This window comes from Algoriphagus sp. 10J20-15, from assembly GCF_055809615.1.
This window is the reverse complement of record NZ_JBVVUG010000046.1, coordinates 196,796-212,929: the sequence shown is the minus strand read 5'-3', so window position 1 is coordinate 212,929 and position 16,134 is coordinate 196,796. Positions and strand designations below refer to the sequence as shown.

Below are 16,134 nucleotides of genomic sequence, written 5' to 3'. Positions count from 1 at the left end.
ATAGCGCTACAGACTGCAATAATTATCTATACTTCTCATTCGAATCCGAAATGTTCGATACAGAAATATTGACTAAAGAATTAGGGGTTTGGCCGACCTCTTTAATGAAGAAAAAAGACCCTGTTCCAAAGTCAACTGCGTGGAAGTACAAAATTGAAGTAGGAAACGAAATCGACTTAGAAACTCCTCTTGTAAAACTGATTAACATTTTTGAACCCAAGATTGAAGTAATTAACCGTCTGAAAAGGGATTTGAATTTAGAGACTCGACTTCAATTTGTAATTGACATCGACATTAACCCAGAAGCTTCGACACCATTTTTTGTACTAAACGAAAAGGACAATTGACTTTTTAAGTAAAACCGAGACAGAAGTTGACTTCGACCTTTACAAGTCGGGCACCTTCGGACTTTTATAAAATTAATATGAGTAACGAAAAAGACGATTTAATATCAAGAAAAGAAGGTTTCGAAGCAATGCTTTACTGCTTGAAAGCATATTGGGAAAATAGTGGTTCGAATGATTTAACTGATGTATTAAGCGGTGGTGAATATTGGAAAGGAACAGATGAGCCAGCAGATTCCGCATTTTGGGAATATTGGACGGAAGCAATAGAAAAAGTCAGGAAAGATGGGCCGATGTATAAGGAATTAAAATAAAAAACTGCACACAATACAGCGTTTGGCTTATGGCAGGTGAATGGCTATCAGCAAGGTTTTCGCTTCGTAGCCAGCTTGGGTTTCGGTGAACAGGAACCTAGCCCGCAATCCCATACTAGCCATATTGTAAAACGTTTCAGGTAATTAAGAATAAAATGAAAACTCTCTTATTAATAATTATTGGATTGGCTGTAGGGAGATTTAGTTTCTCCCAAGATAATAACACCATTCAAGATCTTAGAGAAGAGTGTATTAGAGGTCAAGCGGAACCAATAGTAATTCCCAACAAAAACAACAAGGCCAATTTTCAATTACAAGCCGACAGTTTAACTTCAATTGAAACATTTTCTTCAAGCTCAGGTGATTTGATTCAAATTAAAAATTGGGGATGTGAATATCATACCTTAACATTCAAAATTGAAACTAAGAAGTGCAAAGCTGACACAGAATCATTGAAATATTGGTATGTTAAGACTTATGAATTGATGAAAGAAATTGAACCCGAACTTGACGCACCAATAAAAATAAATGATGGGCTCGAAGCATTAAATCTTTATGTATCAAAGAATGTGTATGACTTGAAATTGGAAGAAGAAATTGATTTTGGAGGTGATGATATAAGGAGCTTTATCACTTTGCACAGTATTGAAAAAAATGAAAACAATAATTATGTGATAGAAATTTCGTTTTCCATTGGACCACTATGAAAATAAAAAAAAACACCTATAAAACGCAGTAAGCAAAATGGCCCACATACACACTCGAGAAAAAGCGCCACCTCGCCTACTGCAAGACCGTTGGGCGTCATGCTGAAAAAAAACGAAATGAAAAAATTCTTAACCATATTAGGGTTTTTGACCATTTCCATTTTTTCGTTCGGCCAAGTTCCGACTGACCAAACATATAAAATGACAAGGCAGGACAATTTTGATTGGCTGAAAAAAGTAAACGCATTAGACAATAAATCTCAATTTGAATCCATAAGACAACGACTTTTAATTAACCGAAAAGCAACAACGATTGACCAAAATTTAGATTCTCCGATTTTTATAGTTGACGGAATTCTAATTACAGATACAGTTAATCTAAAAACTCAGAATTTCTTAATAAATAAGTTGACTTTTGAGAATACGTACATTGTGATTTTAGAACAACAGACCGAAGAATTTATTTGGTGTAAACCATTTACAGGAGTGATTGCAATGAGAATTACCGACAACAAAATGAGAAAAGAATTTAAAAAAATAAAATAAAGCACGAACGCCCAACAAAACTTAAACTTCAGTAAAGTTAATGTGATATTCATAGCCTTACATTCATGCGTTTTATAGGCCATTGATTTTCAAAAATTCTTCGTACTCCTCTTGAAAAGATAATTTCTGGTGATGTTTCTTTTGATTTTGGATGTACTGAAAAACTTTTTCCACGATGGATTCGGATACAGCATAAGCCGCATAACCAGTTTGCCAAGCAAATTTGTCTGTTTTTTAATGTCCTGTCCCAGCTGTGTAGTAATCTAGATGATACACTGATGGAAGCAGGCTCGGAAGTCATGATACCATCAACTGCCTATTATAAGTCGGCGCAGATGGCGGTCAAGCTTGGAGTACCAAGTGCCAAGCCTGTGGTAGCAGATTTGATGGTGCGCTGGGAGCGTAAACCAAAAAAATCTCCACCAAAAGAGTAAAGTGCCTGATTAAAACTTAAGGCTGAGAAGTTGCTAATCACTTCTCCAGGCCGGATTCGAGAGGATCCGGCTTTTTTGTTTGAGGAGTTATTCCTCAAGCTTCAGGTAAAAAGTCTGAAGGTTCAGAATAAAAGAGCTGAACATTCAGGATAATAGCTTAAAATTTCAGGATAATAGGTTGAAATTTTACACTCAGAACCTGAACATTGAGGATAATAAGTTGAAGGTTTATTCTCAGAGGTTGAAGCTTCAGGATAGTAAGCTGAAAGGACATGATACGATCATGAATTCTCTTCCAAACCACTTAAATGTATTACGGATATAAAAATAAATATTCCCTCCGGCACTAATCCGGTCGACGAAATCCTTAATTTGGACACAGCAGAACCCCGGAGACCTGTTGAGAATGGTGAGCTAGAGGTTATAGGGGAAGGGGTAAAGTATATACAAGTGTCACAAAACATAGATTAAAACCAAATGAAAATATCCGAGAAATATCAAAGTAGAAAATTTCACATTTTGCTAATAAATGCTGTGAGAGAATTCCTAAAAAATCATATTGACGCAGCCCTGAAAAGTAAGGAAATTGACTATGAAACATATGGCAGTCCCAAACAAATCAAATTGAAATTGATTGTTCAATTGTCTGGTCGTATTAGTACAGTTTTAAAGGATTTGGATAAAACTTTTGTATTTCTAGCTAAGGACAGAAAATTGATTACTGAACATTACCCTGACCTTGAAACTCAAGAAGACTATTACGAATACCACCTTGAGAATTATTATATCAGACTTTCAACTTTATTAGATGTTATAGGAAAACTTGGGAATGAAGTATACGAATTAGGAATTAATAATGAAAAAGTTTCTGCTCATGTATTTAAAGATAAAGCCAAGAGTGAAGGCTATCATAAAATCTCTGAAATAACAACAGATTTAATTCAGAAAGTAGATGAATATAGAAAAGCAAGGCACTCTAAACTTCATACAGGAGAATCTGAATTTAAGATATTTAAAAAAATTGTCATTTGGGAAGATTTAATGAAAATGATTCAAAGTGATGTAGATTTGATACTTAGTGACCATACTAGTGAAGAGATTAAGAATCAATTGGAAGAGCTCAAAGATTTCACAATTGTAATAATTCATTTAATTGAAGCCTTTATGGATGAGGCTTCTTTAAAATTAGAAGAATATATAAATGGTGGAAAATAAATTTCTTGTGACCGCCTTAGCATCAGGAAAACTTTTTCCATTGTTTGTTGGAGAATGAATACTTAAGTCATTTTGGGAACTGGAATCTAGTGGCTTAGTAAAAATGCGCAGAAGAAAATTACTGATATTATTTTTATAGAGTCGAGGATAAAGATATGGGAAAAGTTGATTGGGAAATAATTACTTTAGTAAAAGGTATGTCATATGAGTAAGGTCGGCTATATAGATGAATACGGTGACAAAAGTATTAAATATGAGAAACAGGGTGTTTCAACATTTTTTATCGTTTCTGCAGTCGTAGTTGATAGTAGTGATTCTGCGGTTTTTAGTTCTGAAATAGAAAGAATTAGGAAGAAACATACCCAAGCTCCTGAACTGAAATCCCAAAATTTTAAGGATGACACAAAACGAATAAGTTTATTAAATGACTTATTATCTCTTGACTTTCATATTTATAGTGTTATAGTAGATAAAAGGAAAATCTGGGAAGAAAGTGGCTTAAAATTCAGGAATTCATTTTTCAAATATATAAATAAACTTCTGGACAGTGAGCTCTATAAGTACTACCCAAACTTAGAACTAGTTTCAGATGAGCATGGTGACGAGAAATTCATGGCTGGTTTTATAAATTATGTAAGATCAAACCATGTACAGACTGATTTATTCCAAAAGCCTGAATTCCGTTTTGGAAAAAGTCACGAAGAACCTCTAATCCAAGTTGCAGACATAATTTCTGGCACTCTTGCTCGAGTTTTCGATCCTGGAAAAAAAACAGAAAACTCAGACCTGCTATTTGATCTTCTTAAGCCTAAAATTCTCCAATTAAGAATTTGGCCTGAATTACCTTTAAAGCTTTTCAAAAAAATAACTGATGAAGATGAAAGGTATGACCATCAGATAAGTGAATTCGCAATGCAAATGATCAACAATTATATTGCTGAAAACGAACAAACCAATGATGAAGTGACTGTACAACAGATTATCACCTTAAACTATCTTACTTTTCGCTTTAAAAACAATCCATTTGAATATGTTTATACTGATGAAATAATATCTAAAATTAAGCAAAGAGGAAAATACGTTTCAAATGTACAAGTGTTTAGAAATAAAATAATTGCAGGTTTAAGGGACGAGAATATTTTGATTGTCAGCGGACAATCTGGTTATAAAATACCTTGTTCAAAATCGGACTTAATACTTTTTTTCAACCGTTACAATAACATTATTAATCCAATGCTTTTAAGACTTGAAAAAGCAAATGACATGATAAAAATTGCGACAGATAATAAAATCAATATTTTTGAATATCCTGAATTTTTAAATCTTGAAAAAATGATTCAAAACATTAAAAAATAAAAATCAAGAATTTTCCCTTATCATTTTTTAATCCTAATGAACACTCTCACCCCTCCAGCCCCTTACAAGACCCCCTAATAACTAACCTAGTCTCCAGATTTTTGATCTCCAAAGCGATTTCAGGATTATTGATTTTATTCAATAGGTAATTGGCTCCAAATGCACCCATTTCAAATGGCTGCTGATTTACGGTACTTAGGGTAGGGTTGATGTAGGTGGAGATAGGTTCATCGGCATAGCCAATGACTGACAATTGCTCAGGAATCGGGATATTAAGTTCGCTTGCAACTTTATAGATTTCAAATGCCAGGTAATCACTGTAAGTGAATGCACCATCCACTTGGTGATTTGTCAGGCAAAACCTGATTTTTTCCAGCAGATTTGTATCAGAACTTTCCAGCAGAAGTTCTTCTTTCAATTCGATTTCATGCTTTCGAAGCGCTTCTTTGTAACCCATAAAGCGGTTGAATGTAGTTGAGAGGTTATCTGGACCCTTGATATGAAGGATGTTTCTGCATCCGATTTGGCATAAGTAATCCACCGCAGAAAAGGCGCCCTTGAAATCATCTGAGATCACGTAGGGAGTTTCAATTTCCTCAGAAAAACGATCCACCAGCACCAGTGGTGTCCCGCTGTCCATTACCTCCTGTATATGCTCAAACTTGTCATTCATTTTGGAGATCGTGGCTAGAATCCCATCTACACGGGCATCCAAAAGTGTTTGTGTGGATTTTATTTCCTCGGTCTGGTTTTCATTGGAGGTACAAATCAGCAGTTGGTAACCTGCCTCTGAGGTGACGCTCTCTATGCCGGCAAGCATGCGGCTGTAAAAATGATGCGTGAATTCCGGCGATAATCAGCCCAATGGTATTTGTCTTGTTTTCGAGAAGACTTTTAGCAATAGGATTGGGTCTATAGCCAAGCTTCTTTGCCAAGGCCAAAATCTCATTTCTTTTTTTCTCAGAAACTTTTCCCCCTCCATTCAGCGCTCGGGAAACCGTGGACGGGGTTACATGGAGTGCATTTGCTATATCGGTGATGCTGATTCTTTTCTTTTTCATTTTGGGCTACTTGGCAAACCTAATTTAGAACAAAAGCTCGAAAGCTGAATGGGTATTAGTTGGAGCTTCAGGATATTAGGTCAAACGTTTGACCAATATACTATTAGTCATTTTTATCATATTGGTTTATTGTTTTGATAAACTTGATTTATGCCGAACAAAAGTTTGAATCGTTTACTGGCAGAATCATTACTAAATAGAATGGAATTAGGAAAAACAGGCATACAAGTACCTTCAATGATCTTCGGGACGAGTTCTCTAGGCAATCTCTATGAAGCTTATTCCTACGAACAAAAACTGGAATTGATAGCTGCAGCCTTGGAGCGTTTTCCAGATGGAATAGTGTTCGATTCGGCAGGGAAATATGGAGCAGGGTTGGCATTGGAAACTTTGGGACATGCCCTGAATGACCTGCAAGTGCCAAAAGACAAAGTTTTGATCAGTAATAAGCTGGGATGGCAGCGCACGCATTTGCAAGGAGAGCCTACTTTCGAGAAAGATGTCTGGAAGAATCTTAGTCATGATGCTATTCAGAACATCAGTTATGAAGGAGTCATCAATTGTTTTGATGAGGGCAATTCCTTGCTCAAGGGATATGATAGTCTCCTGGTTTCTATCCACGATCCCGATGAATATTTGGATATGGCATTTTCGCCAGAAGATTATAAACAGCGATTTGACCACATACTAGAAGGCTATGCAGCTTTGGAAGAGTTAAAACAAGCCGGAAGAGTTAAAGCAATAGGCGTGGGGTCTAAAAACTGGAAAGTAATCCAAAAGATTTACGCTGAGGTTAAACTCGATTGGGTGATGATTGCCAATAGCATGACAATATATAATCATCCAGAGGCCCTTTTTCACTTTATGAGGCAACTGGAAAAAGAAGGGGTAGGTATCATTAATTCGGCAGTTTTCCAGTCTGGGTTTCTGGTAGGAGGCGATCATTATGATTACAAAATAATGGAGAAATCCGATCCAAACTATCTGCCAAGGCATACTTGGAGAGATCAGTTTTTCCAGCTTTGCAAAGCTCAGGAAATTGATCCATCCCATGCATGCATACAATTTGGGCTTCAGCTGCCGGGAGTGAATTCCATAGCACTCAACTCTACTTCTCCGGCTAGAATTCATGCAAATGCTGCTTATTGTTCCACGAAAATCCCAGGTTCATTTTGGGATATTATGAAGGAAAATGGTCTGATTGCTGACTATTTATCAGAATTTCATTTAAATCAAGAACTATGAAAATACTTTCTTGCAATACACCTGGAGAATTTGAATATAGAGAAGGGGTAATGCCGGTACTTTATGAAGGAAAGGCCATTGTCAAAATCAAGAGAATTGGCATTTGCGGAACTGATCTTCACGCATTTGAAGGCACTCAGCCTTATTTCTCTTACCCAAGAATTTTGGGGCATGAGTTGGCGGGAGAAGTGGTGGAAATTGGAGCTAATGAGGAAATCACGAAAGGTGATCTAGTCACGGTGATTCCCTATTTCAATTGCGGGACTTGTGTAGCCTGCAGAAATGGTAAACCCAATTGCTGTCAGAAAATCAGCGTATTTGGGGTTCATGAGGATGGCGGAATGCAGGAATATGTCTCCTTGCCGATTTCTTCTTTGGTGAAAAAAGGAGGGCTGAGCTTGGAGCAACTTGCATTGGCCGAACCTTTTGCCATCGGCGCTCATGGCGTACGAAGGGCAGGAGTGAAGCCCGGGCAATTTGTCTTAGTGATCGGAGCTGGTCCCATTGGATTGGGAGTGATGGAATTCGCTAGGATTGCTGGAGCTACTGTGATCGCGATGGATATCAACGAGAAGCGACTGGAGTTTTGTAAGAGCGAATGGAATATACCACATCTAGTGAAAGCTGGCGCATCTGCTTATGAAGTGATTCAGGAAATCACCGATGGGGATTTCTGCGATGTGGTGATTGATGCTACTGGGAGTTTGGCTGCGATCAACTCAGGTTTTCAATATATCGCCCATGGCGGATCCTATGTCTTAGTTGGATTACAAAAAGGTGAAATTGCTATTTCCCATCCTGAGTTTCATAAGCGGGAAGCGACGCTGATGAGTAGCAGAAATGCCACCAGGGAAGACTTCGATCAGGTCTTGGAAGCGATGGCATCTGGAAAATTGTCAGTTGAAAAGTACATTACGCATAAAGTGAAATTTGATCAGGTGAAGAATGATTTTCAGTCTTGGTTGAATCCAGAAACGGGAGTGATCAAAGCGGTGGTGGAAATGTAGGGAAGACGGAAGACGGGAGACGGGAGACGGAAGACAGAAGACGGGAGACGGGAGACAGAAGAAGGAAGATGGAAGACAGAAGACGGGAGACGGAAGACGGGAGACAGAAGACGGGAGACGGAAGACGGAAGACAGAAGACGGGAGATGGAAGACGGGAGACGGGAGACGGAAGACGGAAGGTGGGAGACGGGAGACGGAAGACAGAAGATGGGAGACAGGAGACGGAAGACGGGAGATTTGAGACCGAAGAAGGTGGAGAGAAATGAAATTTTAGTATCTGGAAAGATTGCGGAAAATTATATGAATAGTAACAACAAACCCAAAATGCATACGAGTAAATATTGTTTAAGAACTTTTTTTGCAGTGCTTTTTCTGGCTTTTTCCCTACAGCTAAAAGCTCAGGAAAGCTCTGACCTCACGCTTTGGTACAAGCAACCAGCTGCTGATGTATGGACGGATGCCTTGCCAATAGGAAATGGCAGGTTGGGAGCAATGATCTATGGTAATGTAGAAAATGAGCTGATTCAGCTTAACGAGCATACTGTATGGTCCGGTGGACCAAATAGAAATGATAATCCGGATGCTTTGGCATCTTTGCCGGAAGTCAGAAGATTGATATTCGAAGGAAAGCAAAAAGAAGCGGAGGAACTGGCCGCTAAAACCATTCAAAGTAAGAAGTCACATGGGCAAAAGTTTCAGCCTGTGGGAGACCTGAATATTGCTTTTGAAGGACATGCTGCTTTTACAGATTATCGTAGGGAATTGGATATAGCAGAGGCGATTTCCAAAGTCAGCTATAAAGTTGATGGTGTGACCTATACCCGTGAAGCCATCGCTTCCTTCGCTGATAATGTAATAGCTGTTCATTTGACTGCCAGCAAGCCTGGGATGATTTCTTTCACTGCATCTATGGCTACTCCTCAGCCAAATGCTACGATTGCTCTCAATTCAGAAAAGCAATTAACTATTTCTGGCACTACAACAGATCATGAGGGAGTGGAAGGCAAGGTGAAATTTAAAAGCATTACCAAAGTCAAAAATCAGGGAGGGACACTTACTTCTTCCGATTCTTCTATCACGGTAAATAATGCCGACGCAGCCACCATCTATATAGCCATCGCTACCAATTTCAACAATTACAAGGATCTCGCAGGAGATGAAAGTGCAAGAGCTCAAGCTTTTATGGCAAAAGGATCATCCAAAACCTTTGGTGACTTATTGAAGACAAACTTGGTGGATTATCAAAAATATTTCGACCGGGTGAGTCTGAATTTAGGAAAAACTGAAGCCTCCAAACTCCCAACGGATGAGCGATTAAAAAGCTTTAGAGAGGGAGATGACCCGTCTTTGGTTACGCTGTATTATCAGTATGGGAGGTATTTGTTGATTTCTTCTTCCCAGCCAGGAGGACAGCCGGCAAACCTGCAGGGGATTTGGAACAAAGAAATGTCACCGCCATGGGACAGTAAATACACCATCAATATCAATGCGCAGATGAACTATTGGCCGGCTGAGAAAACCAACTTGGCTGAGCTTCATGAGCCTTTCCTGACAATGGTTTTCGAGATGGCTGAAGCTGGTGAGGAAACGGCAAAAGTGATGTACGGCGCGCGAGGTTGGATGGCACATCATAATACGGACATCTGGAGAATTACCGGCCCGGTCGATGCAGTTTTCTGGGGAATTTGGTCTGGTGGTGGAGCATGGACCAGCCAGCATCTTTGGGATCACTTTCAATACAATGGAGACATGGATTATCTGAAATCTATCTATCCTATTTTAAAAGGTGCGGCGATGTTTTATGTTGATTTCTTGGTGGAGCATCCAGACAAACCTTGGCTTGTAGTAAATCCTGGTACTTCTCCAGAAAATGCACCTGCTGCACACGATGGTTCCTCCTTAGATGCTGGTACGACCATGGACAACCAATTGGTTTTTGATGCCTTCAGCGCAGTGATTCAAGCTTCGGAGATGCTTGGTAAAGATCAATCTTTTGCAGATTCACTGAAAGCCATGAGAGATCGATTACCTCCTATGCACATTGGAAAGCACGGTCAATTGCAGGAATGGCTGGATGATATTGACGATCCTAATGATCATCACCGTCATATTTCCCATTTGTATGGACTATTCCCGTCAAATCAAATTTCTCCGCTTCGTACTCCAGAGTTGTATTCTGCTTCCAAAAACACCTTAATCCAGCGTGGAGATGTTTCTACGGGTTGGAGTATGGGTTGGAAAGTCAACTGGTGGGCAAGAATGCTGGACGGCAATCATGCTTACAAACTGATCCAAAATCAGCTGTCCCCGGTAGGTGCTAAGGTTGGCGAAGGTGGCGGATCTTACAACAACCTTTTTGATGCGCACCCACCTTTCCAGATTGATGGAAACTTTGGTTGTACTTCAGGCATTACCGAGATGTTAATTCAAAGTGCAAATGGGGAAATTCATCTATTGCCAGCTTTACCAGACATTTGGCAGGAGGGAAGCATTACCGGAATTCGTGCCAAAGGTGGATTTGAAGTTGTGGAGCTGAATTGGAAAGATGGGAAGATCGAAAAAGCAGTAATTAAATCGACAATCGGAGGAAACCTGCGCTTACGAGTTCCAAACCCATTGGTTCTAGAAAAGGGTAAGGGTCTTATGAAAGCGCGTGGTGAAAACCCGAATCCTTTCTATCAAGTACCAGTCACTGCCGATCCAATCATCTCGCCAGCCGCTCAAATCCACTTACCTGATCTTGGGGAAACCAGTGTTTATGACTTAAAAACAGAACCTGGAAATTCTTATATATTGAAATCTAAATACCTATAAAACCTGAATACCTAATAAGCTCTCAAACCTAACCCAAACCTAAAATGAAAAATCCTAGCACCTTCTTTTTTCTTCTTTTTTTACTCTTTCTGAGCTCCCAGAAGGGGTTTTCACAAGACCCTAATTTTTACATTTTCCTCAGTTTTGGCCAGTCCAACATGCAGGGCCATACACAGTTTGAACCTCAGGATACCGTGCCCATTGACAGATTTAAGGTATTACAAGCGGTGGATTGCCCAGATTTGAACAGAGAAATGGGCAATTGGTACACAGCAGTTCCACCGCTAAGTAGATGCGATACCGGTATTACTCCCGGCGATTATTTCGGAAGGACATTAGCGGCAAGTCTTCCCGATAGCATCAAAATCGGGATCATCAATGTATCTGTGGGAGGCTGTAAAATTGAGCTTTTCGAGAAAGATTCCTATGAGACCTATGTAGAAACAGCTCCGGGATGGATGAAGGGAATAATTGCCCAATACGATGGTAATCCTTATGGAAGATTGCTTGACCTGGCAAAGATCGCCCAAAAGGACGGGGTGATCAAAGGAATATTGCTGCATCAGGGCGAGTCCAATACAGGTGACCAATCTTGGCCAAAGAAAGTGGAAGGAGTCTATGACAATTTGCTAAGTGATTTAGGATTAGCTCCCGATTCTGTACCCTTTTTAGCTGGCGAATTAGTAAGCGCTGAGCAGGGAGGCAAGTGCGCAAGTATGAACCCAATCATTGCCACGCTACCAACAGTTATCCCAAATTCTTATGTTATTTCCTCAGCTGATTGTGAGGCTATCCCGGATGGGCTTCATTTTTCGGCAGCAGGTTATCGCTTGTTAGGAACCAGATATGGGAAAAAAATGACTGAGCTCTTACAGGAAGAATGAACCTGAAGTTTTCTACCCAATAATTATTACCCAGTAAATAACCTAATAAACCTATATGAACAGCTCAAAAAACCTATTATTCCTATTGTTCTTTTTTTTAGGGCAACTTCACGCCCAGCAGATAGAAAAAGAAGCACCATCAGGATTTGATCAGGCTAGAGATGGGATTTCCCACGGGAAAATTGACACCATCACCTATGCTTCAAAAACTGTTGGCAATGACCGAAAAGCCCTAGTTTATACTCCTCCGGGCTTTTCCAAAAATGAAAAATACCCAGTCCTCTACCTACTTCACGGAATTGGTGGTGATGAAAAGGAATGGCTGAAGGGAGGGGCATCCTGAGATCATCTTGGATAATCTCTATGCTGATGGAAAGCTAGCCCCTATGATTGTCATCATGCCAAATGGCAGAGCGATGAAGGATGATAGCGCAAGTGGAAATGTTATGGCTCCTGATAAAGTACAAGCCTTTGCCACGTTTGAGCAAGATTTGCTGAACGATCTGATTCCTTATGTTGAAAATAACTACCCTGTTCTCACTGATAGAGAAAATCGTGCGATAGCAGGTTTATCCATGGGTGGAGGACAATCGCTGAATTTTGGCTTGGGTAATTTGGATAAGTTTGCCTGGGTGGGAGGTTTTTCTTCAGCTCCAAACACCAAAGCTCCGGAACTTCTTGTTCCAGATCCTGAAAAGGCAAAAGAACTTCTAAAAGTGCTTTGGATATCCTGTGGAGATGAAGATGGATTGCTCAGATTCTCTTCCCGTACCCATGAGTATTTAGCAGAAAATGAGGTGCCACATATCTATTATTTGGAGACTGGCGGGCACGATTTCAAAGTTTGGAAAAATGGCCTGTACATGTTTTCCCAGTTGCTGTTTAAACCTGTCGATGAATCTAAATTCGATCAATATAGTCCCCTGGATATCACAGCGGTTAAATAAATTAACTCATTTTAAACCAGTTTATAAGGAAGACTAATCATTGGAGAAATTGATTTAAAACTAAATCCGCTTTTCAACTTGTAAAGAGATTAAAGAATCCTAGGATTTGGTTAATACTAGTATTTAGGCCACTCCCGTCTCTCGTCTCCTGTCTTCTGACCTGATGAGCAAAGAAATTACTATTACTGGCAAGATTAAGGATGGCCATATAAATTCCTTTTCTCCACCTAATTGCAATTAACAAAACCCATAATACCATGAACCTATTAAAAACCTCAATTCTGGCGTCATGCCTCTTAATTGCCTCCTCCGCTATGGCACAGGACGGTACCATTTATCCACTGGAAACACCAGCTGAACCTAATGCAATTTTGCTGGGAACAGGTGGAGTTGAAAACCAACCTGCTTCCGAAACTTGGTTTAAGCAATGGGGAGACCCAATGGCGCGAAATATTACTGTTGCCACCTTGACTCCTTTTTTACCAGAGCCAGGTACGGCGACTGGAGCAGCGGTGCTTGTTGCGCCGGGCGGTGGTTTCAGATGGCTTTCTTTGAAAAATGAAGGATGGGAAGTGGCAGAAGCCCTTGCAAAGCAGGGAATAGCAGCGTTCGTCCTGAAATACAGGCTTCGTCCAACCCCTGAGTCTTTAGATGGCTTCAAAGAGTCTATGAACCAGACTTTATCACCACCACCTGCCCCGTCGGAATCCTCAGCTCCCGCACGTCCAGCTCCTGCATCCTTTGATCTTTCGGATCAGTTGGAAGATGCCGAGGCAGCCTATGCGATGATTAAGGATAGAGCAGAAGAGTGGGGTGTTGATATGGATAGGTTAGGAATGATCGGCTTTTCTGCCGGTGCAGGATTGACCATGCACAGCACGTTGAATTCCAAGACAATGAAATTGGCCTTCATCGGCCCAATCTATGGTGGCATGGGACCAGTTGAAGTTCCTGAAGATGCACCTCCTATGTTCAATGTAATTGCCACAGATGATTTTCTTTTTAGAGGCCAATTTGGTGTGATTGATTCCTGGGACAAAGCAGGTATTCCTGTTGAGTTTCACTTATATCAAAATGGCGGGCATGGCTTCGGTCTTGGTAATCCTGGTAGAACCAGTAATCGTTGGTTTGATGCTTTTATACATTGGTTGGATGTCAACGAATTCCTGAAAGCAGACTGAAGTCTCTAGACGCCATTATTTCCCTTTTTTACTGCTTGTAAGAATTCTTGATTAGACGATAGAATGGTATTCTCCTATCGCAGAATTATATTCTGCGATAGGAGTGTATTATTTAATTATCAGGAGATAAAACTGTGTATGGTAGATTTTTTCATATACAGAAAAAAATAAAATAAAATTTTGAGGTTGTTTGACCTCTAAAAACACTCTTTATAAGTGAAGAGTGGAGATACCTTCCTGTTCAAATGAAAAAAACCCAGAATAAACCTATTGAAACTTCCGATACCTCAGCTATGCTATATATGCAGCATAGTCAAGTGATGGTGGTATACACTGAAAAATCAGACCGTGAGGTCTGGACATCTTTCAAAAGTGGAGATGAAGCCGCCTTTAACTACATCTACCGAAAATATGTAGCTGACTTATTTAATTATGGCATGCAAATCTGCAAGCAAGAAGAATTAATCAGGGATTGTCTTCAGAAAATGTTTGTAAGATCTACGAAAGAACCAAGCCAAGTTAGGTGATGTACAGCGAATTAAAGGTTATCTGTTCACCGTTTTTCACAGAGAACTTTTCAAGTTTCTCAAGAAAGAGAGAAAGCTAAATGCCGATTTGACATCTCTTGAAAATGAGGAAAATATGTTTCACATCGAGACCTCTCATGAGACCAAATTGATAGATGAAGAATTTGCCTTGGAGCAGAAGTTGGAAATCGCCAATGCGCTGAACAAACTGCCTACCAGACAAAGACAAGCGATTATCATGCTCTATCAAGAAGAGCTATCCTATAAAGAAATAGCTGAAGTGATGAATTTCAGTGAAGTTAAAACAGCGAGAACCTTGGTTTATAGAGCCATGGAGAAGCTTAAAGAAATATTTGAAGTTAAGAAAGCCTAACCAGCGCGCTTCCTGCCACTACCATGGACGAAAAATATAAATACATAGATTTTGAGATCGAGGACTTTTTGAACGATGAATTTTTTATTCAGTGGGTGAAAAATCCTGAGAGAAGAAACTAATCACTTTTGGCTTAAATGGATTGAAAATAATCCCGAAAGAAGACCAGTTCTCCAAAAGGCTAAAGAGATAATCGCAATGATCGATTACAAAGACCGGTATGTGCTTTCTGATCAGGCCTATATGGATTTGTATGAGGACATCGTGGAAAAGAGTCATCAGAAAAGGGCAGATGGCAGTCATTTCCATTGGAGTGGCTGGCATAAAACTGCAGCCATCTTGTTCTTGGTTTTTTCTACAGTTTACGGAATCGATATTCTCAACAAAAGGAATAAGGTAGAGTCTGAAAATCAGCAAGTAACTACTTGGTTGACTGTGGACAATCCTGCAGGTCAGAAATATAAATTTCAATTGCCGGATGGAACACGTGTTCACCTCAATGCAGCTAGTAGCATAGCGTATCCGCAGAATTTCGATGGGGAAAAAAGAACCGTCCGGATGCAGGGAGAAGCATTTTTTGATGTGACGAAGGATCCTAATCGTCCTTTTGTAATCCAAATAGACAACAATCAGGTGACCGTTTTAGGCACTTCATTTAACCTAAAAAACGGAGAAGACTTTGAACTGGCGCTGGTAGAAGGCAAGGTAGAAGTGGCTGATTCCACTGGGGGAGTAATCACTCTCCTTCCCCATGAAATGCTAATCAAACGGAAGAATGGTGAAGTGACTAAAACAGATTTTGATCCCCTAGAAATATTTGGCTGGAAAGACCAATACCTGATTTTTAAAGACGACAGCTACCCTGAAGTTATCCGAAAAATGGAAGTGTGGTTTGGCGTCACAATCAACAGCACCTTAAAGGTAGATAAAGGATGGTCGTACTCTGGAAGCTATCATAACAAACCATTGAATCAAGTCTTGGACGGCATAAGTATCTCCTCCGAATTTGACTATAAAATCAAAGGAAAAACAGTAACAATTTCAAACCCATAACCTACTAACCTATGAAAAACCCCTACACAAACACCAGCTGAAAATGAAAAAAGCAGGAAAGCCGAAGCTTTCCTGCCCATAGCCTTTGCCTCAATCGTCAAATTAATCAAAGGCTAAAATTTCAA

General features: G+C 39.8%; 17 protein-coding genes and 2 pseudogenes. 16 read left to right on the top strand and 3 right to left on the bottom strand.

The window, feature by feature from the left end; genetic code table 11:
• From AC0L6R_RS22040 to AC0L6R_RS22025, 4 genes are all read left to right on the top strand, one after another.
• A partial coding sequence (locus tag AC0L6R_RS22040; RefSeq protein WP_473273157.1) for a DUF4279 domain-containing protein occupies positions 1 to 347 on the top strand: 347 nt, incomplete at its 5' end.
• A 77-nt stretch (positions 348 to 424) separates the two neighbouring features.
• A complete protein-coding gene (locus AC0L6R_RS22035; protein WP_473273156.1) occupies positions 425 to 658 on the top strand; it encodes a hypothetical protein in 234 nt (77 codons plus the stop codon).
• 155 nt (positions 659 to 813) lie between these two features.
• Positions 814 to 1,365, top strand: a complete 552-nt coding sequence (locus AC0L6R_RS22030; protein ID WP_473273155.1) for a hypothetical protein — start codon at positions 814 to 816, stop codon at positions 1,363 to 1,365.
• A gap of 117 nt (positions 1,366 to 1,482) precedes the next feature.
• Complete coding sequence (locus tag AC0L6R_RS22025) at positions 1,483 to 1,911, top strand: hypothetical protein (RefSeq protein WP_283411275.1); 429 nt, start codon at positions 1,483 to 1,485, stop codon at positions 1,909 to 1,911.
• Positions 1,912 to 1,983: 72 nt separating this feature from the next.
• Here AC0L6R_RS22025 and AC0L6R_RS22020 read toward each other — a convergent pair.
• Positions 1,984 to 2,139 (bottom strand): annotated as a pseudogene (locus tag AC0L6R_RS22020) (IS200/IS605 family transposase); the annotation flags it as partial.
• Positions 2,140 to 2,210: 71 nt separating this feature from the next.
• Here AC0L6R_RS22020 and AC0L6R_RS22015 point away from each other — a divergent pair.
• From AC0L6R_RS22015 to AC0L6R_RS22005, 3 genes are all read left to right on the top strand, one after another.
• Entirely contained in the window at positions 2,211 to 2,345 is a 135-nt protein-coding gene (locus AC0L6R_RS22015) for a hypothetical protein (protein ID WP_473273154.1), read from the top strand.
• Between the two features lie 477 nt (positions 2,346 to 2,822).
• On the top strand, positions 2,823 to 3,560 hold the full coding sequence (locus AC0L6R_RS22010; RefSeq protein WP_473273153.1) for a Cthe_2314 family HEPN domain-containing protein: 738 nt from the start codon (positions 2,823 to 2,825) through the stop codon (positions 3,558 to 3,560).
• 204 nt (positions 3,561 to 3,764) lie between these two features.
• Entirely contained in the window at positions 3,765 to 4,916 is a 1,152-nt protein-coding gene (locus AC0L6R_RS22005) for a DUF3800 domain-containing protein (RefSeq protein WP_473273152.1), read from the top strand.
• 46 nt (positions 4,917 to 4,962) lie between these two features.
• Here the strand turns inward: AC0L6R_RS22005 and AC0L6R_RS22000 are convergent, their stop codons facing one another.
• Positions 4,963 to 5,736: a substrate-binding domain-containing protein gene (locus AC0L6R_RS22000; RefSeq protein WP_473273151.1), complete on the bottom strand. Its 774-nt coding sequence runs from the start codon at positions 5,734 to 5,736 to the stop codon at positions 4,963 to 4,965.
• Entirely contained in the window at positions 5,669 to 5,977 is a 309-nt protein-coding gene (locus AC0L6R_RS21995) for a LacI family DNA-binding transcriptional regulator (protein WP_473273150.1), read from the bottom strand. The genes AC0L6R_RS22000 and AC0L6R_RS21995 overlap by 68 nt, the downstream gene beginning before the upstream one ends.
• A gap of 150 nt (positions 5,978 to 6,127) precedes the next feature.
• On the opposite strand from AC0L6R_RS21995, the gene AC0L6R_RS21990 reads away from it, so the two are divergent.
• The 9 genes and pseudogenes from AC0L6R_RS21990 to AC0L6R_RS21950 all read left to right on the top strand — a co-directional run bounded on the left by AC0L6R_RS21990 (position 6,128) and on the right by AC0L6R_RS21950 (position 16,009).
• A complete protein-coding gene (locus tag AC0L6R_RS21990) occupies positions 6,128 to 7,222 on the top strand; it encodes an aldo/keto reductase (protein ID WP_473273149.1) in 1,095 nt (364 codons plus the stop codon).
• Positions 7,219 to 8,229, top strand: coding sequence for a zinc-binding alcohol dehydrogenase family protein (locus tag AC0L6R_RS21985; protein ID WP_473273148.1), 1,011 nt, complete (start codon positions 7,219 to 7,221; stop codon positions 8,227 to 8,229). Before AC0L6R_RS21990 ends, AC0L6R_RS21985 begins: the two co-directional genes overlap by 4 nt.
• Before the next feature lie 325 nt (positions 8,230 to 8,554).
• Positions 8,555 to 11,044, top strand: a complete 2,490-nt coding sequence (locus tag AC0L6R_RS21980; RefSeq protein WP_473273168.1) for a glycoside hydrolase family 95 protein — start codon at positions 8,555 to 8,557, stop codon at positions 11,042 to 11,044.
• A 44-nt stretch (positions 11,045 to 11,088) separates the two neighbouring features.
• Complete coding sequence (locus AC0L6R_RS21975; RefSeq protein ID WP_473273147.1) at positions 11,089 to 11,928, top strand: sialate O-acetylesterase; 840 nt, start codon at positions 11,089 to 11,091, stop codon at positions 11,926 to 11,928.
• Between the two features lie 55 nt (positions 11,929 to 11,983).
• A pseudogene (locus tag AC0L6R_RS21970) lies at positions 11,984 to 12,866 on the top strand (alpha/beta hydrolase); the annotation flags it as partial.
• Positions 12,867 to 13,132: 266 nt separating this feature from the next.
• Complete coding sequence (locus AC0L6R_RS21965) at positions 13,133 to 14,056, top strand: alpha/beta hydrolase (RefSeq protein ID WP_473273146.1); 924 nt, start codon at positions 13,133 to 13,135, stop codon at positions 14,054 to 14,056.
• A 245-nt stretch (positions 14,057 to 14,301) separates the two neighbouring features.
• Complete coding sequence (locus tag AC0L6R_RS21960) at positions 14,302 to 14,583, top strand: RNA polymerase sigma factor (protein ID WP_473273145.1); 282 nt, start codon at positions 14,302 to 14,304, stop codon at positions 14,581 to 14,583.
• 10 nt (positions 14,584 to 14,593) lie between these two features.
• Complete coding sequence (locus AC0L6R_RS21955) at positions 14,594 to 14,956, top strand: RNA polymerase sigma factor (protein WP_473273167.1); 363 nt, start codon at positions 14,594 to 14,596, stop codon at positions 14,954 to 14,956.
• A gap of 198 nt (positions 14,957 to 15,154) precedes the next feature.
• The gene (locus AC0L6R_RS21950) at positions 15,155 to 16,009 is read left to right on the top strand and encodes a FecR family protein (RefSeq protein WP_473273144.1); all 855 of its coding nucleotides are present in this window, start codon (positions 15,155 to 15,157) and stop codon (positions 16,007 to 16,009) included.
• Positions 16,010 to 16,134: the final 125 nt, after the last annotated feature.

Excerpts from the sequence above, each read along its gene's own strand:
- AC0L6R_RS21950 (WP_473273144.1), top strand. The coding sequence starts at position 15,155 with ATGATCGATTACAAAGACCGGTATGTGCTTTCTGATCAGGCCTATATG.
- AC0L6R_RS21980 (WP_473273168.1), top strand. The coding sequence starts at position 8,555 with ATGCATACGAGTAAATATTGTTTAAGAACTTTTTTTGCAGTGCTTTTT.
- AC0L6R_RS22035 (WP_473273156.1), top strand. The coding sequence starts at position 425 with ATGAGTAACGAAAAAGACGATTTAATATCAAGAAAAGAAGGTTTCGAA.
- AC0L6R_RS21995 (WP_473273150.1), bottom strand. The coding sequence starts at position 5,977 with ATGAAAAAGAAAAGAATCAGCATCACCGATATAGCAAATGCACTCCAT.
- AC0L6R_RS21990 (WP_473273149.1), top strand. The coding sequence starts at position 6,128 with ATGCCGAACAAAAGTTTGAATCGTTTACTGGCAGAATCATTACTAAAT.
- AC0L6R_RS21960 (WP_473273145.1), top strand. The coding sequence starts at position 14,302 with ATGAAAAAAACCCAGAATAAACCTATTGAAACTTCCGATACCTCAGCT.
- AC0L6R_RS21985 (WP_473273148.1), top strand. The coding sequence starts at position 7,219 with ATGAAAATACTTTCTTGCAATACACCTGGAGAATTTGAATATAGAGAA.
- AC0L6R_RS22025 (WP_283411275.1), top strand. The coding sequence starts at position 1,483 with ATGAAAAAATTCTTAACCATATTAGGGTTTTTGACCATTTCCATTTTT.
- AC0L6R_RS22010 (WP_473273153.1), top strand. The coding sequence starts at position 2,823 with ATGAAAATATCCGAGAAATATCAAAGTAGAAAATTTCACATTTTGCTA.
- AC0L6R_RS21965 (WP_473273146.1), top strand. The coding sequence starts at position 13,133 with ATGAACCTATTAAAAACCTCAATTCTGGCGTCATGCCTCTTAATTGCC.
- AC0L6R_RS22015 (WP_473273154.1), top strand. The coding sequence starts at position 2,211 with ATGATACCATCAACTGCCTATTATAAGTCGGCGCAGATGGCGGTCAAG.
- AC0L6R_RS22030 (WP_473273155.1), top strand. The coding sequence starts at position 814 with ATGAAAACTCTCTTATTAATAATTATTGGATTGGCTGTAGGGAGATTT.
- AC0L6R_RS22000 (WP_473273151.1), bottom strand. The coding sequence starts at position 5,736 with ATGCTTGCCGGCATAGAGAGCGTCACCTCAGAGGCAGGTTACCAACTG.
- AC0L6R_RS21975 (WP_473273147.1), top strand. The coding sequence starts at position 11,089 with ATGAAAAATCCTAGCACCTTCTTTTTTCTTCTTTTTTTACTCTTTCTG.
- AC0L6R_RS22005 (WP_473273152.1), top strand. The coding sequence starts at position 3,765 with ATGAGTAAGGTCGGCTATATAGATGAATACGGTGACAAAAGTATTAAA.